The 20,311-nt window shown below is 71.9% G+C and carries 22 protein-coding genes; 16 read left to right on the forward strand and 6 right to left on the reverse strand.

Annotated features, from left to right (window positions below; translation table 11 throughout):
- Positions 1-4: 4 nt before the first annotated feature.
- Entirely contained in the window at positions 5-1,594 is a 1,590-nt protein-coding gene (gene qcrB, locus OG439_RS04020; protein WP_326947961.1) for a cytochrome bc1 complex cytochrome b subunit, read from the reverse strand.
- A gap of 158 nt (positions 1,595-1,752) precedes the next feature.
- Here qcrB and OG439_RS04025 point away from each other — a divergent pair, with 158 nt between their 5' ends.
- The 6 genes from OG439_RS04025 (at position 1,753) to OG439_RS04050 (ending at position 6,131) form a co-directional block, all read left to right on the forward strand.
- The gene (locus OG439_RS04025; protein WP_247049285.1) at positions 1,753-2,280 is read left to right on the forward strand and encodes a hypothetical protein; all 528 of its coding nucleotides are present in this window, start codon (positions 1,753-1,755) and stop codon (positions 2,278-2,280) included.
- Between the two features lie 107 nt (positions 2,281-2,387).
- Positions 2,388-3,746, forward strand: a complete 1,359-nt coding sequence (locus OG439_RS04030; RefSeq protein ID WP_326947962.1) for a TIGR01777 family oxidoreductase — start codon at positions 2,388-2,390, stop codon at positions 3,744-3,746.
- On the forward strand, positions 3,743-4,219 hold the full coding sequence (locus OG439_RS04035) for a TspO/MBR family protein (RefSeq protein ID WP_247049289.1): 477 nt from the start codon (positions 3,743-3,745) through the stop codon (positions 4,217-4,219). Before OG439_RS04030 ends, OG439_RS04035 begins: the two co-directional genes overlap by 4 nt.
- 5 nt (positions 4,220-4,224) lie before the next feature.
- Positions 4,225-4,764 carry a 2'-5' RNA ligase family protein gene (locus tag OG439_RS04040; protein ID WP_326947963.1) on the forward strand — a complete coding sequence of 180 codons (540 nt, stop codon included), beginning with the start codon at positions 4,225-4,227 and terminating at the stop codon, positions 4,762-4,764.
- Positions 4,765-4,884: 120 nt separating this feature from the next.
- Positions 4,885-5,325: an SRPBCC family protein gene (locus tag OG439_RS04045; RefSeq protein WP_326947964.1), complete on the forward strand. Its 441-nt coding sequence runs from the start codon at positions 4,885-4,887 to the stop codon at positions 5,323-5,325.
- A complete protein-coding gene (locus OG439_RS04050) occupies positions 5,322-6,131 on the forward strand; it encodes a DUF1295 domain-containing protein (RefSeq protein WP_326947965.1) in 810 nt (269 codons plus the stop codon). The genes OG439_RS04045 and OG439_RS04050 overlap by 4 nt, the downstream gene beginning before the upstream one ends.
- Before the next feature lie 3 nt (positions 6,132-6,134).
- Here the strand turns inward: OG439_RS04050 and OG439_RS04055 are convergent, their stop codons facing one another.
- Positions 6,135-7,085, reverse strand: coding sequence for an NADP-dependent oxidoreductase (locus tag OG439_RS04055; RefSeq protein WP_326947966.1), 951 nt, complete (start codon positions 7,083-7,085; stop codon positions 6,135-6,137).
- Between the two features lie 132 nt (positions 7,086-7,217).
- Here OG439_RS04055 and OG439_RS04060 point away from each other — a divergent pair, with 132 nt between their 5' ends.
- Together OG439_RS04060 and OG439_RS04065 are read left to right on the forward strand one after the other, a co-directional pair.
- Positions 7,218-8,090, forward strand: a complete 873-nt coding sequence (locus tag OG439_RS04060; protein ID WP_326947967.1) for a helix-turn-helix transcriptional regulator — start codon at positions 7,218-7,220, stop codon at positions 8,088-8,090.
- Between the two features lie 83 nt (positions 8,091-8,173).
- Positions 8,174-8,491: an STAS domain-containing protein gene (locus OG439_RS04065; RefSeq protein ID WP_326947968.1), complete on the forward strand. Its 318-nt coding sequence runs from the start codon at positions 8,174-8,176 to the stop codon at positions 8,489-8,491.
- Here OG439_RS04065 and OG439_RS04070 read toward each other — a convergent pair.
- A complete protein-coding gene (locus OG439_RS04070; RefSeq protein WP_326947969.1) occupies positions 8,466-9,083 on the reverse strand; it encodes a TetR/AcrR family transcriptional regulator in 618 nt (205 codons plus the stop codon). The genes OG439_RS04065 and OG439_RS04070 overlap by 26 nt on opposite strands.
- Positions 9,084-9,161: 78 nt before the next feature.
- Here OG439_RS04070 and OG439_RS04075 point away from each other — a divergent pair, with 78 nt between their 5' ends.
- From OG439_RS04075 to OG439_RS04105, 7 genes are all read left to right on the forward strand, one after another.
- On the forward strand, positions 9,162-9,530 hold the full coding sequence (locus OG439_RS04075; RefSeq protein WP_326947970.1) for a DUF1330 domain-containing protein: 369 nt from the start codon (positions 9,162-9,164) through the stop codon (positions 9,528-9,530).
- Positions 9,530-10,282 carry an alpha/beta fold hydrolase gene (locus tag OG439_RS04080; protein WP_326947971.1) on the forward strand — a complete coding sequence of 251 codons (753 nt, stop codon included), beginning with the start codon at positions 9,530-9,532 and terminating at the stop codon, positions 10,280-10,282. The genes OG439_RS04075 and OG439_RS04080 overlap by 1 nt, the downstream gene beginning before the upstream one ends.
- Before the next feature lie 98 nt (positions 10,283-10,380).
- Positions 10,381-11,082, forward strand: a complete 702-nt coding sequence (locus OG439_RS04085) for a GNAT family N-acetyltransferase (RefSeq protein ID WP_326947972.1) — start codon at positions 10,381-10,383, stop codon at positions 11,080-11,082.
- Positions 11,083-11,223: 141 nt separating this feature from the next.
- Positions 11,224-11,523 (forward strand): EthD family reductase, encoded by a 300-nt coding sequence (locus OG439_RS04090; protein WP_326947973.1) that lies wholly within the window; start codon positions 11,224-11,226, stop codon positions 11,521-11,523.
- A 110-nt stretch (positions 11,524-11,633) separates the two neighbouring features.
- Positions 11,634-12,386 carry an SDR family oxidoreductase gene (locus OG439_RS04095; RefSeq protein WP_326947974.1) on the forward strand — a complete coding sequence of 251 codons (753 nt, stop codon included), beginning with the start codon at positions 11,634-11,636 and terminating at the stop codon, positions 12,384-12,386.
- The gene (locus tag OG439_RS04100) at positions 12,383-13,153 is read left to right on the forward strand and encodes an SDR family oxidoreductase (protein WP_326947975.1); all 771 of its coding nucleotides are present in this window, start codon (positions 12,383-12,385) and stop codon (positions 13,151-13,153) included. The genes OG439_RS04095 and OG439_RS04100 overlap by 4 nt, the downstream gene beginning before the upstream one ends.
- On the forward strand, positions 13,150-14,697 hold the full coding sequence (locus tag OG439_RS04105; protein WP_326947976.1) for an acyl-CoA carboxylase subunit beta: 1,548 nt from the start codon (positions 13,150-13,152) through the stop codon (positions 14,695-14,697). The genes OG439_RS04100 and OG439_RS04105 overlap by 4 nt, the downstream gene beginning before the upstream one ends.
- Here OG439_RS04105 and OG439_RS04110 read toward each other — a convergent pair.
- On the reverse strand, positions 14,694-15,212 hold the full coding sequence (locus OG439_RS04110; protein ID WP_326947977.1) for a dihydrofolate reductase family protein: 519 nt from the start codon (positions 15,210-15,212) through the stop codon (positions 14,694-14,696). The genes OG439_RS04105 and OG439_RS04110 overlap by 4 nt on opposite strands.
- A 264-nt stretch (positions 15,213-15,476) precedes the next feature.
- Between OG439_RS04110 and OG439_RS04115 the strand changes: the two genes are divergently transcribed.
- Entirely contained in the window at positions 15,477-18,149 is a 2,673-nt protein-coding gene (locus OG439_RS04115) for a lectin (protein ID WP_326947978.1), read from the forward strand.
- Between the two features lie 49 nt (positions 18,150-18,198).
- Here OG439_RS04115 and OG439_RS04120 read toward each other — a convergent pair whose 3' ends face one another.
- Together OG439_RS04120 and OG439_RS04125 are read right to left on the reverse strand one after the other, a co-directional pair.
- Positions 18,199-19,002, reverse strand: coding sequence for an enoyl-CoA hydratase-related protein (locus OG439_RS04120; protein WP_326947979.1), 804 nt, complete (start codon positions 19,000-19,002; stop codon positions 18,199-18,201).
- Positions 19,003-19,102: 100 nt separating this feature from the next.
- A complete protein-coding gene (locus tag OG439_RS04125; RefSeq protein ID WP_326947980.1) occupies positions 19,103-20,080 on the reverse strand; it encodes a LuxR C-terminal-related transcriptional regulator in 978 nt (325 codons plus the stop codon).
- Positions 20,081-20,311: the final 231 nt, after the last annotated feature.

Consider the following 20,311-nt stretch of genomic DNA (forward strand, 5'->3'; position numbering starts at 1 on the left):
GCGATCACCGGCGTCCTCGTTGCAGAGCGCGGGTTTCGTCGTCGGGGTCCGGGCGCAGCAGGGAACCCGGTACGGCGTGGCCGGCGGTGCCCAGCTTGTTCATCTTCTTCGGCACCGGCGCGCCCTGGTACTCGAGCGGGACCGCGTGACCGTGGCGGTCGACGCCGCCGAGCGGCTGGTGGACTTCGATGAACTCACCGTGCGGCAGCCGCTTGATGATGCCCGTCTCGACGCCGTGCTCCAGCACCTCGCGGTCGGCCCGCTGCAGGCCGACGCACAACCGGTAGGCCGCGAAGTAGGCCAACGGCGGTCCCACGAGCAGGCCGATCCGCCCGGCCCACGTCAGGGCGTTGAGTGAGACGTCGAACTCGAAGGCGAGGATGTCGTTGAAGCTCGACAGCGTGAGCACGAGGAAGAACGTGATGGCCATCGCGCCGATGGACGTGCGGACCGGGACGTCACGCGGGCGCTGCAGCAGGTTGTGGTGCGCGTGGTCGCCGGTGAGCTTCCGTTCGATGAACGGATAGCTCAGCAGGACCGTCACCAGCACGCCGATGCCGATGGCGCCGGCGAAGAAGACCGGCGGCACGGTGTGGTCACCGAGGTAGAGCTCCCAGGCCGGCCAGACGCGCAGGAGACCGTCGGCCCAGCCCATGTACCAGTCCGGCTGGGAGCCGGCGGAGACCTGGGAAGGGTTGTAGGGCCCGAAGTTCCACACGGGATTGATCTGGAGCAGGCCGGACATCAACGTCAGCACACCCAGCACGATGACGAAGAACGCGCCGCCCTTGAGGGCGAAGTACGGCATGATCCGGACGCCGACGACGTTGGTTTCCTTGCGCCGTACCCCCGGGAACTGGGTGTGCTTCTGGTACCACACCAGCGCCAGGTGCGCCCCGACCAGGGCGAGCATGATGCCCGGCAGCAGCAGGATGTGCAGCGTGTACAGGCGCGGGATGATCTGGTCGCCGGGGAACTCCCCACCGAACAACGCCCAGTGGATCCAGGTACCGATCACCGGCACCGACAACACGATCCCCGACAACGTCGCCCGGATACCCGTACCGGAGAGCAAGTCGTCCGGCAGCGAATACCCGAAGAACCCCTCGAAACAGCCCAGGACCAGCAGCAGACCACCGATCACCCAGTTGGCCTCACGCGGCTTGCGGAACGCGCCGGTGAAGAACACCCGCAGCATGTGCACCGCCATCGACGCCACGAAGATCAACGCCGCCCAGTGGTGCAGCTGCCGCATGAACAACCCACCACGGACGTCGAACGAGAGGTCCAACGTCGTGCGGAACGCCTGCGACATCTCCAGGCCCTGCATGTTCGTGAAACTGCCGTGGTAGACGACCTCCTGCATCGAGGGGTCGAAGAACAACGTCAGGTACACCCCGGTGAGCAGCAGGATGATGAAGCTGTAGAGCGCGATCTCGCCCAGCAGGAACGACCAGTGGGTCGGGAACACCTTGTTCATCTGGTGCCGCAGGCCCTTGGCCAGGCGGTAGCGCTGATCGGCGTTGTCCGCGGCGTCGCCCACCGCCCGCTCGATCGCGCTCGACCCCTTGGTCGGCGTGGTGAGTGAACTCATCGGCGACCCTCCTCCGGCGGTTGCCCGCTCGGCGATCGTCACACCGCCGCCTCGCCGGCGCAACGAAGAGCGGGCCCGTGCATCGAAGTTGGAGCGCGTACGGCGCGTCCTCGCCGGATCGCGCTGCGGGCGTGGCCGCCGTCGGTCACGATGGGGAAATGGGGCGTTGGACGGCCGGGAAGCGGCTGCGGCAGGTGATGGTGTTCGTGCACGTCGCGGTGTCCGTCGGCTGGCTGGGGGCGGGCGCGGCCAACGTCGTGCTCGCGATGACCGCCGGGTACACCGGTGAGCCCGGCGTCCGCGAGGTCGCCTACCGGCTGATCGAGCGCATCGACGACTTCGTGGTCATCCCGGCGGCCTTCACCACCCTGGTCGGCGGGATCGTGCTGGGGGCGTTGACGAAGTGGGGACTGACCCGGTTCTGGTGGGTCCTGGTGAAGCTGGTGCTGACCGTCGCCGTGATCGGCTACAGCACGTTCGGCCTCGGGGTGTGGGTCGAGCAGAGCATCGCCGCGGCCGCCGCGGGCGTCGAGAGCCCGGTGGCGGGCCCGCTCGCCTACGGCGCGGCGCTCAACATCGTCGCCTTCCTGGCCATGACGTGGCTGTCGGTCGCCAAGCCCTGGGGCCGCACCCCGTGGTCACGGCCGCCGGTGGTGGCGCGGCGACCACGCTTGTCCGAAGTCTGAAACCCCGGTTTGCATCGCATCTGCATCGCGTTCGGAGTGCGACGGCCCGGTACGCGACTTACGCTCCGCAGGTATCCGGATCGTAGTCGCGTCGTGGAGGTGATCGCGTGACCTTCGAGTACTCCACCGTGGTGGCCGCCCCGCTCGACGAGGTGTTCGCATGGCACGGCCTGCCCGGGGCGATCGTGCGGCTGACGCCGCCGTGGCAGCCCGTCAAGGTCGGTGCCGAAGCCGCTTCCCTGCGCGACGGCCGGGCGCGGCTGAACCTGCCCGCCGGTCTGCGCTGGGTCGCGGCCCACGACCCGGACGGCTACCGGCCGCCGCACCAGTTCGTCGACCGGCTGGACACGCCGGTGCTGTCGAACCTGCTGTCCTGGCGCCACACCCACCGCTTCGCCGCCGACAGTCCTGATCGGACGGTCGTCACCGACCTCGTCGAAACGCCGTTGCCCGACGCGCTGCTCCGGTCGATGTTCGCCTACCGCCACCGTCAGCTCGCCGCCGACCTCGCCGCCCAGCACCGGTACTGGCGCGAACCGCTGACCGTGGCCGTCACCGGCGCGAGCGGACTGGTCGGGACCGCGCTGACGGCGTTGCTGACCACCGGCGGCCACCGGGTGATCCGGCTGGTGCGACGGCCCGCGCGCACCCGCGACGAGCGCACGTGGGACCCGGCCGCGCCGGCCACCGGCCTGCTGGCCGGCGTCGACGCGGTCGTCCACCTGGCCGGCACCTCCGTCGCCGGGCGGTTCGACGACCGGCACCTGAAAGCCGTGCGGGACAGCCGGATCGGCCCGACCCGGGCGCTGGCCGCGCTGGCAGCGCGCACCCCGGACGGCCCCGGGGTGTTCGTGTCGGCCTCGGCCGTCGGCTACTACGGCCCCGACCGCGGCGACGACGTCCTCACCGAAGACAGCAAACCGGGCGAGGGTGCCCTGGCCGACATCGTCACCGAGTGGGAGGCGGCCACCGAACCCGCCGCGGCGGCCGGGATCCGGGTGGTGCAGGTCCGCACGGGCCTGGCGCTGAGCCCGCGTGGCGGCCTGCTGCGGCTGCAGTACCCGCTGTTCGCCGCCGGGCTGGGCGGGCCGCTCGGCGCGGGCCGCCAGTGGACGCCGTGGATCGGCCTCGACGACCTGACCGACGTCTACCTGCGCGCGCTGACCGACCGCGGCCTCGACGGGCCGGTGAACGCCGTGAGCCCCGAGCCGGTGCGCAACGTCGAGTACACCCGGGTCCTCGCTCGTACCCTCAAGCGCCCGGCGCTGCTGAAGGTGCCGCACTTCGGACCGCGGCTGCTGCTCGGCCGGGACGGCGCCCGTGAGCTGGCCTTCGCCGATCAGCGCGTGCAACCGGAACGGCTGCTCGCGGCCGGGCACGTCTTCCGGCACACCCGGCTCGGCGACGCGCTGGCGCACCTGCTCGGAGCGGCCGCCGCTCCGTCGAACGTCGGAGAACCGGTATGACCACCGTGCACCGTTCCGCCCCGGCGCCGGTCGCCTTGGCCGGGTTCCTCGCCGCGGTGGCCGTCGTCGCCGTGGTCGGTGGCCTGGCCGCGTCGTCCTCGCGTGCGGTGTACGCCGGGCTCGAGCAGCCGCCGTGGGCGCCGCCGTCCTGGCTGTTCGGTCCGGTGTGGACGGTGCTGTACGTCCTGATCGCCGTGTCCGGCTGGCTGTACTGGCGCGCCGGCGGAACCCGCGCGGGCTTCACCTGGTACGCGGTCGGGTTGGTGCTCAACGCGGCGTGGACGCCGTTGTTCTTCGCCGCCGGCGCCTACACGCTCGCGCTGGTCGAGATCGTGCTCCTCGACGTCGCGGTGGCCGGTGCGGTCGCGGTGTTCTGGCGCCGCTCGCGCGTGGCCGCCGCGCTGCAGGTCCCTTACCTGGCTTGGACGTTGTTCGCGACGGCGCTCAACACCGCGATCGTCGTGCTGAACTGAACGGCGTGCCGGCAGCCGAGCCGCCGCTGGTGGTCACGCTCGCCGTCGACCGGGAATCCCAGCAGGCGTGGGACGAATTGCGCCGGACGTGGTTCCCGGCCGAGCGGTTGAAGGTGGGCGCGCACGTCACGCTCTTCCACGCGCTGCCGGGCGAGCACGCGGACGCCGTCATCGCCGACTGCGCCGAGATCGCGGCGAGGTGCCCGCGGTTCTCCTTCTCGGTGGACGGGGTCTACTCCCTCGGCGGTGGCGTCGCCATCGCCTTGTCCGCCGCCGCATTGACGTCCCTGCACGGGAAACTGCGGACCCGGTGGCGATCGTGGTTGACCGCGCAGGACGCGCAGCCGCTGAAGCCGCACGTCACCGTCCAGAACAAGGTCAGCCGCGAAACGGCGAGGGCGACCATCGAGGCGCTCCGCCCGGACTTCGGGCCCCGGACGGGTTCGGCGACCGGGCTCGCGGTGTGGCGGTACCTGGGCGGGCCGTGGCAGCCGGTGACCTCCGTGGACTTCGTGACGCCCGCTGTGCGGCGGGCGGGGGAGTGACCACATGAGGCGTGTCACCCGGGCGGGTTGTTTGGTCGTTGCCGGTACCGGGGTAGCCGGTGGATCCGTCCCGGCGCGGCACTCAAGACCGTTGTCGAAGCTGATCGAAAGGGTGGATCCATGACCACTGTCTCCCGCACGTTCACCGTCGAGGCGGCTCCCGGTGTCGTCGTCCCCTACCTGGCCGACTTCGGCCACGCCGAAGAGTGGGACCCCGGCACCGAGCGCTGCACCCGCAACGACAGCGGCCCGGTCAAGGTCGGCTCGTCGTGGCACAACACCTCCAAGATCGCCGGCATCAGCACCGAGCTGACCTACACGCTCGAGCAGCTCGCCGGCGACCGCGTCGTGCTGGTCGGGCGCAACGACACCGCCACCTCGACCGAGACCATCGACGTCACGCCCAGCGGCGCCGGTTCCGAGATCACCTACACCAACGAGCTGCAGTTCAACGGCCTGGCCAAGGTCGCGGCCCCGCTGGGCAAGGTGGTCTTCGAAAAGCTGGGCAACGACACCGAGAAGCAGCTGACCGACGTGCTCAACGGCCTGGCCCGGCGATGAGACCGCGCACGCCGGACACCGCGAACCTGCGGCGGGTGGCCGGGCTGTCGGCCGCCGTCGTGACGGCGGCGCAGGCCGCGACCGCGGTCCTCGCGTTGCGCAAGGGCCGGCGCGACTACGCCGACGCCGTCTGGGGTCCCGGTCTGGCGGCCGTGGCGGTCACCAGCGCGCTGGCCGGGCGCGGTGACGCCCGGCGGCGCTGGGCGCTGGCGGCGCTCACCGTCGCGTGGGCGGCCCGGCTCGAACGTCAGATGCTGAGCCGCCTGCGCGGCAGCGACGAGGAGGATCCGCGCTACACCGAGTTCCTGGAGGGCGCTTCGACACCGGCGGTCGTCGGCAAGGTGTTCCTCACCCAGGGGCTGAGCCAGCTGCTGGTGTCGGCTCCGGTGCAGCTGGCCGCCGCCAGTGCCCTCCCGCGCGGCAAGCGTCGGTGGCTGGCCCCGGCCGGGCTGGCCGTCATGGTCGGCGGCGCCGTGGTGGAGGCGCTGGCCGACCACCAGAAAACGGTGTACTCCCAGCGGGACAAGGACGAGCGGCCCGAGGTGCTCGACACCGGTTTGTGGGGCTGGTCGCGGCATCCGAACTACTTCGGCGACTCGCTGGTGTGGGACGGCGCGTGGCTGACGGCGGCCGCGTCGTCGCCCGGCCTGTGGACGTTGCCCGCGCCGGCGTTGATGAGCTACCTGCTGATGTTCGCCACCGGCGCCAAGCGCACCGAGAAACGCATGCAGGACCGCCCGGGCTACAGCGACTACCAGAAGCGGGTGGCGTTCTTCTTCCCGCGGCCACCGTCCGAACGCGACTGAGCTTCAGCGGCTGACGGCGAGCACGTGCTTTCCCATGACGCCGCCGCGTTCGAAGGCCTCGTGCGCGGCGGCGACGTCCGCCAGCGGGTACACCCCCTGCACGACCGGGCGCAGGGCGCCGGACGTGACGTAGCCGGCCAGCTCGGCCAGCACGGCGGAGCCGGGGTTGGCGCTGAACGCGCGGATGCGCCGGGCGCCGTGGATGCTCGACGCGGCGATCGCCGCCAGCGCGGGGGGCGACAAGGCGATCGTGACCATCCGGCCGCCCTTGGCCAGCCGGCCGCGGTAGCGGTTCAGCTCGGAGCCGACGGTGTCGACGACGACGTCGAACGGCCCGATCCGATCCGGCGTCGTGGTGCCGTAGTCGAGAACCTCGTCGGCGCCCAGGTCACGCAGGAGCGCGGCGTGGCGGTCGCGGGCCAGCGCGGTGACCCGGCCGCCCAGCGCGCGGGCCAGCTGCACCGCGGCGGTGCCGACGCCGCCGGCCGCGCCGCGGACCAGGACCCGCTCGCCGTCTTTGAGCTGGACGCTGTCGCGCAGCGCGATCAGCGCGGTGCTGCCCGCCACGACCAGGGACGCCGCCTCGACCGCCGGGACACCCGCGGGGGCTGGCGCGATGCGCTCGGCGGGGACCACGACGTACTCGGCCGCGGCGGCGACGGTGTGGCGTTGCCGGGGGTGGACCATGCCCCAGACCCGGTCGCCGGCGCGGTGGCCCTCGACGCCGGGCCCGGTCGTGACGACGACCCCGGCGAAGTCCAGGCCGACGCCGATCGGGAACTTGCGGCCGGACACCATCCGCAGCCCACCGGCGCGGACGATCGCGTCGTGCCCGTTGACGCTGGACGCCTCGACCGCCACCAGGACCTCGCCCGCGCCGGGGGAGGGGCGGTCGGTTTCGGTGACCCGCAGGACGTCCGGGGTTCCGAAGCTCGTGATCTGTGCGGCCTTCATGGCGTGGTTTCCTCCCGTGGTCGGCTGGTGCGACACCGATCCTGGGGCGTATTCACGGCGGCACGGTCGTTCGCCTTGTCCTGGGTCCGCCGGACCCACCTTCGCCGGTCACGCCGCGGGCATACTGGGCCGGTGACCGATGACCCCCGCCGCGCGCTGGCCGAGTTCCTGCGGACCCGGCGGACCCGGGTGCGGCCGCAGGACGTCGGCCTGGAGCCGGGTCCGCGGCGGCGCGTCGCCGGCCTGCGCCGCGAGGAGCTGGCCCTGCTGGCCGGGGTGAGCTCGGACTACTACCAGCGCATGGAGCAGGGCCGTGACGTGCGGCCCTCCGGCCAGGTCCTCGACGCCATCGCCCGGGCGCTGGACTTCTCGGCCGAGGAGACCCGGCACCTGCACAGCCTCGCCGCGGCCGCCCGCACCCCGGCCCGGCCGGCCCGTCGCTACCCGCCGGAGGAGGTGCCGCCGACCACGCTGCGGCTGCTGCGCGCGACGACGTCGCCCGCCCTGGTCGTCGGCCGGTTCCTGGACGTGCTGGCCTGGAACCCGCTGGCCGGTGCGCTGCTGGGCGCGTTCACCGAGGTGCCCCGGACCGAACGGAACCTGCTGGCGCTGCTGCTGCACCCGGAGGCCGATCAGGCGTGCCCGGAGCGCGCGGCCACCGTCGCCGAGCTGACCGGGATGCTGCGGGCCCAGGTCGCCGCCGAGCCGGGTCACCCGCGGGCGGTCGAGCTGGTGGGCGCGCTGGCGGTGCGCAGTGCGGAGTTCGCGACGCTGTGGGCCCGGCACGACGTCGAGGCCGCGACCCGCGGCCGGATGCGCGTCGACCACCCGCTGGTCGGGGAGCTGAACCTGGACTGGGACGCGTACGCGATGCCGGGGGCGCCGGGGCCGGTGCTGATCGTCTACACCGCGGAGCCGGGCGGCCCGGACGACGACCGGCTGCGGCTGCTGGCCGGCCTGCTCGACGCGCCCCGGGCGACGGAGACGTCCACCCGGTCGTCGTGACCCGGCAATCCGGGGTGGGGTCCCGCGCCGAATGCCCGAAGATCGTGGACGCTCGCACCCGAGCCCGGAAGGGAGGTGGGCAGATGGGGACAGCCGGCGACCCCACGCCGTTCGAGGCCGCGGCGGTGCTCACCCTTCGCGCCGCACCCGAGCTGGCCGGTACCGAAGAGGTGGAACGGGCCTTCGCGCCGGCGCTGGCCGTGCCGCCCGGCACCCCGGTCGTGGTCGACCTTTCGGCGGTGACCTTCCTGACCCTGGAAGCCGTGGTGCCGCTGCTGGCTCTCGTGGAACGGTGTGCCGCGGAAGGCAAGGCCCTGCTGATCCTGGCTTCGGCCTACGTGCGGAGGAAGTGGGCGTTGCTGGGCCTGGATCCGGTCATCCCGCTGCAGCCGGTCGGCTGAGGGCCCGGCGCCAGAATCCGGTGACGCCGCGGCGCAGCTGTTCGGTGTCGACGCTCCGCGGATCGAGCAGCCGTTGCAGCGCGATCCCGCGGAGCTGCCCGACGACGGCCACGGCGACGTCGCCGGAATCGGCTCCGGGGTCGATAGTGCCGTCCGCGATGCCCGCTTCGACGTCGTCGCGCAGGTCGGCGCGGAAGGCGTCGTCCCGCTCGCGGAAGATCGGGGCCAGCTCCGGTTGTGTCGGAGCTTCCGCCCACAGCAGCAGGAAAGCCTGGTTGAACACGCCGATCGAGCTGAGCGCGCCGAGGTAGCCGTCGATCAGCCGCAGCAGGCGGTCGAGTCCGGGCGCCACGCCGTCGAGGCCGGGCACGAAGCCGGCTTGGGTGGCGCGGGCGAGCCGTTCGACCAGGGTCTGCTTGGCGCCGAAGTGGTGGGTGACGATGCCGCGGCTGTAACCGGCGCGTTCCCCGACCCGGGCCAGGGTCAGCGAGCGCACCCCCTGCTCGACGACCAGTTCGGCGGCAGCCGCCAGTAGCGCGGCTTCCGCCTGGTCACGGCGTTCCTGCTGGGTGCGGCGCGTGGTCGTCGGCATGACCGCAGCCTATCAAACTAACTTGCGTGTCGGTCAACAAGTATGTTTGAGTGGAAGCCTGAACCCGGGAGGCTCCTGATGATCGACATCGACGACCGCGAACTCGACGCCCTGCTCGCCGACGACCCTGGCGGCCCGGTCGTGATGCTCAACCTGCTGCGGTTCCGCCCGGCCGGCGGCCGCGAGAGCTACCAGCGCTACGCCGAGGCGCTCGGCCACACGATCAACGCCCGCTACGGCTTGAGCGTCGAGTACCTGGGCGACGGCGGGCGCGCCCTGGTCGCCGAGGACGGGCAGGCCTGGGACATGGTGGTGCTGGTCCGCTACCCGGACCGGCGGGCGTTCGCGGCCATGGTCCGCGACCCGGACTACCAGGCGGTCGCGCACCTGCGCAGCGAGGCGCTGGTGGAGTCGGTCCTGCAGCCGACCAGCCCGGTCGCCGTCTGATGCCCGCGGTGTTCGTCCACGGCAACCCGGAGACGGCGGCGGTGTGGGAGCCGTTGCTGGCCGAGCTGGCGGCCGTCCGCTCGGACCTGGTGTGCCTGTCGCCGCCCGGCTTCGGGGCGCCGCTGCCGGCCGGGTTCGGCGCCACGCACGCGGAGTACCGGGACTGGCTGGTCGAACAGCTGACGGCGCTGGGTGAGCCGGTGGACCTGGTCGGCCACGACGTCGGCGGCGGGCACGTGGTGAACGTGGTGCTGAGCCGCCCGGACCTGGTGCGCAGCTGGGGCAGCGACGTGCTCGGCATCTACGACCCCGGCTACGAGTGGCACGAACTGGCCCGCCGCTGGCAGACACCCGGCGTCGGCGAGGCCGACGTCGCGGCCCGGTTCGGCGGCACCGTCGAGGAACGCACGGAGACGTTGGTGCAGCGGGGGATGGGCCGCGCGGTCGCGGCCCGGGTGGCGGCGGGCCAGGGCGAGGCGATGGGCCGCGCGGTGCTGGCCCTGTACCGATCGGCCGCCCAGGCGGGCCCACCCGGCCTCGGCCTGGAACTGGAGCGCGCGGCGGCTCGCCCGGGCCTGGCCATCCTGGCCACGGCGGACCACGTCGTCGGCACGGAAGAGCAACGCCGCCGGGCGGCCGCCCGAGCGGGAGCCCAGGTCGCGGTCCTCGACGGACTGGGCCACTGGTGGATGACCGAGGCCCCGGCCCGCGGCGCCGCGGCACTGACGGGTTTCTGGTCGACGATCCGCTGAGCGTTCCGGCGCTCGTACTGAGTTGATCTGTGTTCAAAGGACGCGAGGCTGGGTAATCGCGGTTCTGTGTCCCTTCCGTGCTTGGCGGGGATTCGGCGATGGCGTCGGTTCAGCAGCGAGCCGGCGCCATCGTCGTGCCACGGGAAGACCGCGGCGCCGGCCCCGTTGCCCGGCACAGCTCGGTCGGGAATCGGATCTACGGTGATCCCATGCCTGCCTCTTTCGACGTTCGTCCCGCGTCCCGGTTCGAGGACGTGGCGGCGATCCTCAACCCGAGCGGGAACGAGCGTGCCTGCTGGTGCCTCGCGTATCGGAGTACCTCGGCCGAGTACAGCGCGCTGCGGGGTGAACAGCGGGCCGAGCATGTCCGCACGTTGTGTGCCGAGAAGCCCGCGCCCGGCGTGCTGGCCTACGACGGCGACGTGCCGATCGGCTGGTGTGGCGTGGCGCCGCGGTCGCGGATGGAGCGGCTCGTGCGGTCGCGGACGATGCCCCCGCTCGACGACGTGCCGGTGTGGAGCGTGGTGTGTTTCGTGGTGCGGGCGCCGTATCGGCGCCGCGGCGTGTCCCGGGCTCTGCTGGACGGAGCTATCGCCTATGCGCGTTCGTGCGGTGCCCCGGCCATCGAGGGGTACCCGGTCGACACGGAGGGGGCGCGGATCGGTTCGAGCGCCGCCCACGTCGGCACGACCACGTTGTTCGCCGGAGCCGGCTTCGACCGGGTTCGGCCCACTCAAGCGCGGGCCGACCGCCGGGTCCGCTGGCTCATGCGGCTCGACCTCGGCTCGCCGTCGTCATGACGCTCGCCGATCGGTTCGGCGCCGACGTCGCACCCGCGTGAGCCGCTGGGGAACCGGCGGGCTCGGGGGCCGGTCCTCCGCTACTGTCCGGTCGCGGGTCCCGCTCGGTGGACCGCTCTCCCGTCGCCGAAAGGACTGCCCGTGCACCGGCTCACCGTCCTCTACCCGCCGCCCGTCGATCCCGCGCACTTCCGCGACCACTACACCCGCGTCCACCTGCCGCTGGCGGCGAAGCTTCCCGGCCTGGTCCGGATGCAGCACGCCTTCGACGTCGAGGGTCTGGGCGGGGCCAGCCCGTACTTCGCGGTCTTCCACGGCGACTTCGAGTCGGCCGAGGCGATGGCCGCCGCACTGGGGTCCGACGAGGGCAAGGCGGTCTCCGCGGACGTCGCCAACTACGCGACCGGTGGCGCGCAGCTGGTGCACTACGAGCTGAGCTGAGCGCGGCGTGTGACGCGCGCGGTCTTGAGGCCGCGGGCGGATCGCGCATAATGGCACCAACAACCGACCGCTTAGTATGTTCCGGGCAACGTCGAAGGAGACACCCTGCCGTGAACTCGTTCAAGGATCGCGTCGCGATCGTCACCGGGGCCAGCCGGGGCATCGGCCTCGGCATCGCCAAGACGCTCGTCGAGCGCGGCGCCAAGGTCTGCATCACCGCGCGCAAGCCCGAAGCCCTGGAAGAGGCGGTCAGCTCCCTCGGCGGCCCGGACGTCGCCATGTTCGTGCCCGGCAAGTCCGACGACACCGACCACCAGGACGAGACCGTCGCGAAGACGATCGAGACCTTCGGCCGGCTCGACTACCTGGTCAACAACACCGGCATCAACCCGGTCTACGGCTCGACGCTCGACATCGACCCGGGCGCGGCGGCCAAGATCCTCGGCGTCAACGTGCTCGCGCCGCTCGGCTGGACCAAGCGCGCCCGCGACGCGTGGATGGGCGAGCACGGCGGCGCGGTCGTCAACGTCGCCTCCGTCGCCGGCCTCGGCGCCTCGCCCGGCATCGGGATGTACGGCGTCAGCAAGGCCGCGCTGATCCGCCTGACCGTCGAGCTCGGCGCCGAGCTGGGCCCGAAGATCCGGGTCAACGCCGTCGCGCCGGCCGTCGTCAAGACGAAGTTCGCGACCGCCCTGTACGAAGGCCGCGAGGAGGAGGTCGCCTCGGCGTACCCGATGAAGCGCCTCGGCCTGCCGTCCGACATCGCGGGCGCGGTGGCGTTCCTGCTGTCCGACGACGCGAGCTGGATCACCGGCCAGACCGTCGTCCTCGACGGCGGCGTGACCCTGGGCGGTGGCCTGTGACCGGCGTCGTCGTCACCGGTGGTGGCGGCGGTATCGGCGCGACGCTGGCCCGCCGGTTCGTCGCGGAAGGTGCCCAGGTCGTCGTCGCGGACCTCGACGGCGACAAGGTCCGCGAGGTCGCGGCCGAGATCGGCGCGACGGCGTTCGTCGGTGACGTCGCGAGCGTCGACGGCGTCGCGAAGCTGGTCGAAAGCGCGCGGGAGACCCTGGGCGAGATCGACGTCTTCTGCGCCAACGCCGGGATCGCGCCCTTCGGCGGCGCGGAAAGCCCCGAGGAGGTCTGGGCGCGCACCTGGGACGTCAACGTGATGGCGCACGTCCGCGCGGCCAACCTGCTGCTGCCCGCGTGGCTCGAGCGCGGCAAGGGCCACTTCATCGCGACGGTCTCCGCCGCCGGGCTGCTCACCAGCCTCGGCTCGGCGCCGTACTCGGTGACCAAGCACGGCGCGCTGGCCTTCGCCGAGTACCTGTCGGCGACCTACCGCCACCGCGGCCTCACCGTGCAGGCGATCTGCCCGCAGGGGGTGCGCACGGCGATGCTGGAGAGCACCGGCACCGCCGGGCAGCTGCTCATGGGCGCGTCGGCGATCGAGCCCGAGCAGGTGGCGGACGCGCTGTTCAAGGCGATCGAGGAGAAGCGCTTTCTCGTTCTGCCGCACCCGGAGGTCGCGGGGTACTACGCGGCGCGCGCCACCGAGACCGACCGGTGGCTCGGCGGGATGAACAAGCTGCAGCGCAAGGTCGAGCAGGCGCTCGGCGACGCATGAGCTGGGAGCCGGAGGTCGGTGAGATCGCCCGCCGGCGCGAGCTGGCCGAGCGGATGGGCGGGCCGGAGAAGGTGGCCCGCCAGCACGCGGCCGGGCGCTCGACGGTCCGCGAACGCATCGCGGCGCTCGCCGACCCCGGCACCTTCGACGAGATCGGCGCGCTGGCCGGGACGGCGTCCTACGTGGACGGCTCGCTGGAGTCGTTCACCCCGGCCAACTTCGTCATCGGCACCGCTCGGCTCGATGGACGTCGAGTCGCGATCGGCGGGGACGACTTCACCGTGCGCGGCGGCGCGGCCGACGCGGCGATCATGGAGAAGCAGGTCTACGCCGAGCGGCTCGCGAACGAGCTGGGCATGCCGATGGTGCGCCTGATCGAGGGCACCGGTGGTGGCGGCAGCGTCAAGATGCTGGAGCAGCACGGGTTCACCTACGTCCCGGTGAACCCGGCCTGGGATCTGGTGGTGGACAACCTGTCCACGGTGCCGGTCGTCGCGGCGTGCCTCGGCCCGGTGGCCGGGCTGGGTGCCGCGCGGGCCGTGATGTCGCACCTGTGCGTGCTCGTCGAGGACGTCGCGCAGCTGTTCGTCGCCGGGCCGCCGGTCGTGAAGCACGCGACGGGGGAGGATCTGTCCAAAGAGGAACTGGGCGGCGCCGACGTCCACCGGCGCAGCGGCGCGGTGGACCGGATCGTCGGCTCCGAAGCCGAGGCTTTCGCCGTGCTGAAGCAGTTCCTGTCGTACCTGCCGTCCTCTGTGGACTCGCTGCCGCCGGTCGGGTCCACTGAGGACCCGACCGACCGCCGCGACGAGGCGCTGCTCTCGCTCGTCCCGCGCAACCGGCGTCAGCCTTACCGGCTGCGGCCGTTGCTGGACGGCGTCTTCGACGAAGGCTCGGTGTTCGACTACGCCGTCTCGGGCGGCTCGGCGTACGCGGGATTGGCGCGGCTCAACGGACATCCGGTCGGCGTGCTCGCCACCGACCCGTACCGCGGCGCGACCCTGACGCCCGAGGGCGCCGACGTCATGACGCGCCTGGTCGACCTCTGCGAGACGTTCCACCTGCCGCTGGTGTCGCTGACGGACCAGGCCGGCATGGTGATCGGCGCGGCGGCCGAACGCGCGGGCGCGATCCGCCACGGCGCCCGCGCGGTGACCGCCGTCTACCAGGCGCGGGTGCCGATGGCCGAGGTGATCGTGCGGCGCGTGTTCGGCGTCGGCGGCGCGGGCCAGACCAACCGGCACCGGCTGGTCCGGCGCTGGGCGTGGCCCTCGGGCGACTGGGGTTCGCTGCCCGTCGAGGGCGGCATCGAGGCCGCCTACCGCGCCGAACTCGACGCGGCCGACGACCGGGAGGCGCGGATCGAGGAGATCCGCGCCCGCCTCGACGCCGTCCGTTCGCCGTTCCGCACGGCCGAACGATTCTCGGTGGAGGACGTCATCGACCCGCGCGAGACCCGCGCCCGGCTGTGCGACTGGGTGCCGGACGCCTACGCCGTGCTGCCGAAGCTGGTGGGCCGCCCGTCGTTCGGGATGCGGCCCTAGCGGATCACCCTGTACCAGTTCGGCGCCACCACCTCGAGCGGGACGGTCGTGCCGCCGGGGTGGTCGAAGATCCGGACGCCGTCGCCGAGCAGGACCGGCACGGGCATCGCGAGGATCTCGTCCAGGAGCCCGGCTTCGAGGCACTGGCGCGCGACGTCGGCGCCGAGGACGTTGACGTACTTGTCACCCGCGGCCGCCTTCGCCGCGTCGACGGCCTCGCGCAGGTCGCCGACGAAGGTGACGTCCGGGACCGGCGCGGCCGGCCGGTGGGTGAGTACGAACTGCGGACCCTCCCAGCCGCCGCCGAAGGCCTTGCCCTCGCGCTCCGCGTCGCCGCGGTGGGGGTCGTCGCCGCCGAACGTCCGGCGCCCGACCAGCAGCGAGCCGATCCGCGGGATCAGGGCGTCGACCGCCGGATCGGGGCGCAGGTACGGGGTCAGCCAGGACATGTCGCCGCCGGGGTCGGCGAGGAAGCCGTCGAGCGACATGCTGAAGCCGTAGAGCAGTTTCGCCATGCTGTCTCCTGGAGGTGTCTCCTTGAGGCGTTTCGCGGACTTCAGTACTGACGGCCCGCGGCCGGAAAAGTCATCGGCTTCACCCGGCCGTGTCCGGAACGCGACAGGATCACCACGGACCGTTGACAACGGTGTCAGCGCGCGAGGACCGTTCTCGAAACCGCGGCTGTGCAATTCCGGGGCTCCGCCCCGAGCCGGGGGCTCCGCCACCCGGACCCCGGAAGACGGATTGGTGCTTGTGCTCAACGGCGAAGGACAAGTGACATGGTCTTGCGTTCCCTCATGCGGCTATCGGCCGCTTCCGTGCTGGCCGTGGCCGGCCTGATTCCCATTTCCGCTTCCGCGGCGACACTGGTCGCCGATCCCGCGTCCGTCGTGAACCCCTTCATCGGCACGTCCAACGCCGCCGACGACTTTCCCGGCGCCGACGTGCCGTTCGGCATGGTGCAGTGGAGTCCCGACACGCCCAGCCGCCCGGACGGCGGCGGGTACGAATACAAGGATTCCTCGATCACCGGTTTCAGTTTGACGCATTTGTCCGGTCCGGGCTGTGGTGCCGACGGTGACGTCCCCATTCTGCCGACGGTCGGCGCGGTCAACACCGGCGCGACGGACTCCTTTTCCCACGCGAACGAAACCGCCGACGCGGGGTACTACTCCGTGGGTCTCGACAACGGTGTCAAGACCGAGCTGACCGCCGCGCTGCGGTCCGGGTTCGGCCGGTTCACGTTCCCCTCGACGTCGCAGGCGAACCTGCTCTTCAAGCTCAACGGCAGCCAGAACGGGACGTCGAACCAGACGTGGACCGTGGTCAGCCCGACCGAGGTGTCCGGATCGGTCACGTCCGGTCACTTCTGCGGCGCCGGGTTCACCTACACGCTCTACTTCGACCTGGTCTTCGACCGCCCGTTCAGCTCCAGCGGTACGGCCGCCGCGCCCGCCGTGACGCCCAAGGCGTCGACGGACAAGCTGCACGGCGCGGAGCCGAAGGCCGCGGCCGCCGCCGCTCCCGCCGCTCCGGCCGCGGGCCCGGGCAGCGCGTACGTCCGGTTCGACACGACGACCAACCGGACCGTGCAGGCCAAGGTCGGCGTCTCGTACGTCTCGGTGGCCAACGCCGTCGCGAACCGGACCGGGGACATCCCCGCGTTCGACTTCACCGCGACCCACACGGCCGCGCACAACGCGTGGAACTCGATGCTCGGCCGGATCCAGGTCGCCGGCGGGACCACGGCGCAGCAGCGCGTGTTCTACACCGCGCTGTACCACTCGTTGCTGCACCCCAACGTCTTCTCCGACAGCAACGGGCAGTACATCGGCTTCGACAACCAGGTCCACACCGTCGCGAGCGGACATTCGGCGCAGTACGCCAACTTCTCCGGCTGGGACATCTACCGGACCCAAGCACAACTGACGGCCTTGGTGGCGCCAACGCAGACCAGTGACATCGCGCAGTCGATGATCGCCGACTACGCGCAAGGCGGCGGGCTGCCCAAGTGGGCGCAGAACAACGGCGAGACGTACGTGATGGTCGGTGATCCCGGCACGGCGATCCTCGCGAGCTACTACGCCTTCGGCGCGAAGAACTTCGACACGTCGGCGGCGCTGCAGGCGATGCTGCACGAAGCGAGCGCGGCGAACAACGTCCGGCCCGGGCTGAACGCGCTCAACGCGCCGGGGTACCTGCCGGCCAACGGCACCTACCAGTGCTGCAACTTCTACGGCCCGGTCTCGACGCAGCTGGAGTACAACACGGCGGACTTCGCGCTCTCGGCGTTCGCCGGGGCGCTGGGGGACACCGCGAACCAGGCCGTCTACGCCGGCCGCGCGCAGAACTGGAAGAACACCTTCAACCCGGCCACCGGGTTCATGCAGCCCAAGGACGCGGGCGGCGGCTGGACCGCCGGCTTCAACCCGGCGAGCGGGTCGAACTTCGTCGAGGGCACGTCGTGGCAGTACACCGGCATGGTGCCGTTCAACGTCGCCGGGCTGGCCGCGGCGCGCGGCGGCAACGCGTCGCTGATCAGCTACCTCGACAGCGTGCTGGCCGGATTCCACGGCAGCGGCGGCAGCCAGGCCGACCTGGGCAACGAGCCGAGCCTCGAACTGCCGTGGGAGTACGACTACGTCGGGCAGCCGTACAAGACGCAGAAGGTCGTGCGCCAGGTCCAGGACCAGATCTGGACGGACGCGCCGGGTGGCTTGGCCGGCAACGACGACCTGGGCGCGATGAGCGCGTGGTACGTCTTCTCCGCGCTGGGCTTCTACCCGATGACGCCGGGGACGCCCGACCTCGCGCTGGGCAGCCCGCTGTTCACCCAGTCGGTGGTCAGCCTGCCGAGCGGCAACACGCTGACGATCAACGCCCCGGCGGCGGCGGACAACGCGCCGTACGTCCAGAGCGCGACGTGGAACGGCGGGGCGTGGAACAACGCGTACGCCCCGACGTCGGCGATCACCGCGGGCGGCACGCTGGCCTTCACCCTCGGGACGTCGGCGAACACGTCGTGGGCGGCGTCGAACCCGCCGCCGTCGTACGGCGGCACGCTCCCGCACATCGGCCCGGTGTCCTCGGGCGTCGCGGGCAAGTGCCTGGACGTCGCCACGAGCGGCACGGCGAACGGGACGCACGCCCAGCTGTACACGTGCAACTCGAGCGGCGCGCAGAAGTGGTTCTCCGGAGCGGACGGCTCCCTGCAGGCCCAGGGCGGCTGCCTGGACGTCAGCAACAGTGGAACGGCGAACGGCACGAAGGTCCAGTTGTGGCAGTGCAACGGCTCGGGCGCGCAGAAGTGGCAGGCCGGCACGGCGGGAGCCTTGGTGAACCCGCAGTCGGGCCGCTGCCTGGACGACCCGAACAGCACCACGGTGGACGGAACGCAGCTGCAGATCTACGACTGCAACCAGAGCGCGGCCCAGAGCTGGACCCGCGGCTGACCCTGGCGCTGTCGTGAGTGGTAATTCGGGTTCTAACCCGAATTACCACTCACGAGGCCGGGTGGGCGGGGAACTCCGGGGCGCGCCGCTCGTTCCAGCTCGCCAGCCCTTCGGCCAGCTCCGGGTGGCTGAACGACTCCACCATCAACGCCGTCGCCTCGCGGGCCGACTCCGGTAGTGACAGCGCCGCTTCCCGGGTGAACTGCTGCTTCATCACCGCCATCGACCGCGGGGCGCTGTACGTCGCCAGTTCCGTCGCGTACGCCTGGACCCGCAACGTCAGCTCGCCCGCCGGGACGACCTCCTGGACCAGGCCGTACTCCAGCGCTTGCTCGGCGGTGAACGTGCGGCCCGACAGCAGCAGGTCGCGGGCCCGGCCCTGGCCGATCAGCTCGGGCAGGATCTTCGCGATGCCGTACTCGGCGATCAGGCCCCGGCGGGCGAACGCCGTCGTGAACTTGGCGCCCGCGGCCGCGAAGCGGACGTCCGCGGCGCACGCGATCACGAAGCCCAGGCCGGCGCAGCCGCCGTTGATCGCCGCCACTACCGGGACGCCCACCGTGGCCGCCGCGAGGACGTCGCGGAAGTTCTCGTGGCCGCCGCCGCCCGCCGGGGGCGCCGCGACGATGCCGTCCAGCAGGCCCAGGTCGGCGCCCGGGCAGAACGACTTGCCGGCTCCGGTGACGACGACCGCGCGGACCTCGGGGTCCGCGTCCGCCTCCCGCAGCGCCGCGCCGTAGCGGGCCTGCATCGGGACGTCCATCGCGTTGCTGCGCTCGGGCTTGTCGAAGGTGACGGTGGCGACCGCGCCGTCCCGTCCGTACCGGACGCCGTCCACAATGGACTCGGGCATGGCCGCCTCCTCGGGGTCAGAGGCCGCCGAGCATAGCGCGGCCGAGGAGCACGCGAACCCCGCCGGGAGGTGAACGCCGGCGTTCACCTCCCGGCGGGGATCAGGCCAGCCAGCCGCGCTGCGCCGCGCGCATGCCCGCCTCGAACCGGCTCTTGGCGCTCAGCCGGTCCATCAGGTCGGCCATCATCCGGCGGACCGTCCGCAGGGACAGCCCGAGGCGGCGGGCCGCCACCTCGTCGGTCATGCCGTGGGAGAGCAAGGAGAGCAGGGCGCGCTCCTGGCCGGTCAGGCCCTCGTCGTCCCGGGTGCGGCCGGCGCCGAACGGCGACGCGCTGTACCAGAGCTGCTCGAAGTAGGCCCGCATCAGCGAGACGATGCCGGGCGTGGTGATCTGGATGGCGCCCTGGCGCGTGTTCTCCGCGTCGAGCGGGACCAACGCGGTCTCGCGGTCGACCAGGAGCAGCCGGGCGGGCAGGGTCGGCTGGGTGCGGACCTCACCGCCGCGTTCGACGAGCCAGTCGACGTACTTCTGCGTGCGCGCGTCGTTGCGCGCGCTGTCCAGATAAACGGTCCGGATCGCCACGCCGCGGGACAACGCGGCTTGGTTGAGTGGCATTCCGGCATTGATGCTCGCCTCGGACTGGGCGCCGCCCGGCATGAAGGAAAGGCATTCCTTGCTGGCCCGGCTCGCCAATACCTCGATACGCCGCTGGATCTCGTCGATCCCGACCAATTCGTCCGGGCTCAGGGAGGGCGCGGCCTCCTGGAGATCGGCGATCAAATCGGACACCGCCGCGTGGCTCTCGGCCAGTTCCAGCTGGCTGCGCTGCAGTTGTGCCTGTCGCATTTGCACCAGGGAAAGCAGGCCGAACTCGGGATCGACGGCCCGCAGGGCGTCGGGGTCCTCCCGGGAGGGCCGGACCAGTGCGAGATCGGCCAGGCGATCGAGTGTCGTACGTACTTCCTCTTCGGACAAACCTAGCGAAGTCACAAGATCGGCCACGCCCCAATCACGGTGCGCGACCATCGTCCGGTAGACCAATTCGCCGGTTGCATCCACCCCCAGTGGCTTCAGCATGAAAAGCAGCGACCCCCAGTCTGTTGCTTCCTGGCCAAGTACCCCCTCCACGCCGGAGCGTACACCGTGGTTAACACCCCGACCAGAGACGTACCCGGTGGTCGGAGGCCGTTCGGGTGGGCTCTGGCACCAAGGTGCGGAGGCATTTGGTGCCACCCCCGGGCCCTTCCGGGAGGCCCGCCCGGCGAGCCAAGCTGTGTCCAGCGAAAGCCGAACAACACACTGGGGACA

Origin of the sequence: Amycolatopsis sp. NBC_01307, from assembly GCF_035975215.1 — a bacterium.
GTDB lineage: Bacteria > Actinomycetota > Actinomycetes > Mycobacteriales > Pseudonocardiaceae > Amycolatopsis.

Coding starts and splice junctions, on each gene's coding strand:
- qcrB (WP_326947961.1), bottom strand. CDS start 1,594: ATGAGTTCACTCACCACGCCGACCAAGGGGTCGAGCGCGATCGAGCGG.
- OG439_RS04025 (WP_247049285.1), top strand. CDS start 1,753: ATGGGGCGTTGGACGGCCGGGAAGCGGCTGCGGCAGGTGATGGTGTTC.
- OG439_RS04035 (WP_247049289.1), top strand. CDS start 3,743: ATGACCACCGTGCACCGTTCCGCCCCGGCGCCGGTCGCCTTGGCCGGG.
- OG439_RS04045 (WP_326947964.1), top strand. CDS start 4,885: ATGACCACTGTCTCCCGCACGTTCACCGTCGAGGCGGCTCCCGGTGTC.
- OG439_RS04050 (WP_326947965.1), top strand. CDS start 5,322: ATGAGACCGCGCACGCCGGACACCGCGAACCTGCGGCGGGTGGCCGGG.
- OG439_RS04055 (WP_326947966.1), bottom strand. CDS start 7,085: ATGAAGGCCGCACAGATCACGAGCTTCGGAACCCCGGACGTCCTGCGG.
- OG439_RS04065 (WP_326947968.1), top strand. CDS start 8,174: ATGGGGACAGCCGGCGACCCCACGCCGTTCGAGGCCGCGGCGGTGCTC.
- OG439_RS04070 (WP_326947969.1), bottom strand. CDS start 9,083: ATGCCGACGACCACGCGCCGCACCCAGCAGGAACGCCGTGACCAGGCG.
- OG439_RS04075 (WP_326947970.1), top strand. CDS start 9,162: ATGATCGACATCGACGACCGCGAACTCGACGCCCTGCTCGCCGACGAC.
- OG439_RS04080 (WP_326947971.1), top strand. CDS start 9,530: ATGCCCGCGGTGTTCGTCCACGGCAACCCGGAGACGGCGGCGGTGTGG.
- OG439_RS04085 (WP_326947972.1), top strand. CDS start 10,381: ATGGCGTCGGTTCAGCAGCGAGCCGGCGCCATCGTCGTGCCACGGGAA.
- OG439_RS04105 (WP_326947976.1), top strand. CDS start 13,150: ATGAGCTGGGAGCCGGAGGTCGGTGAGATCGCCCGCCGGCGCGAGCTG.
- OG439_RS04110 (WP_326947977.1), bottom strand. CDS start 15,212: ATGGCGAAACTGCTCTACGGCTTCAGCATGTCGCTCGACGGCTTCCTC.
- OG439_RS04115 (WP_326947978.1), top strand. CDS start 15,477: ATGGTCTTGCGTTCCCTCATGCGGCTATCGGCCGCTTCCGTGCTGGCC.
- OG439_RS04120 (WP_326947979.1), bottom strand. CDS start 19,002: ATGCCCGAGTCCATTGTGGACGGCGTCCGGTACGGACGGGACGGCGCG.
- OG439_RS04125 (WP_326947980.1), bottom strand. CDS start 20,080: ATGCTGAAGCCACTGGGGGTGGATGCAACCGGCGAATTGGTCTACCGG.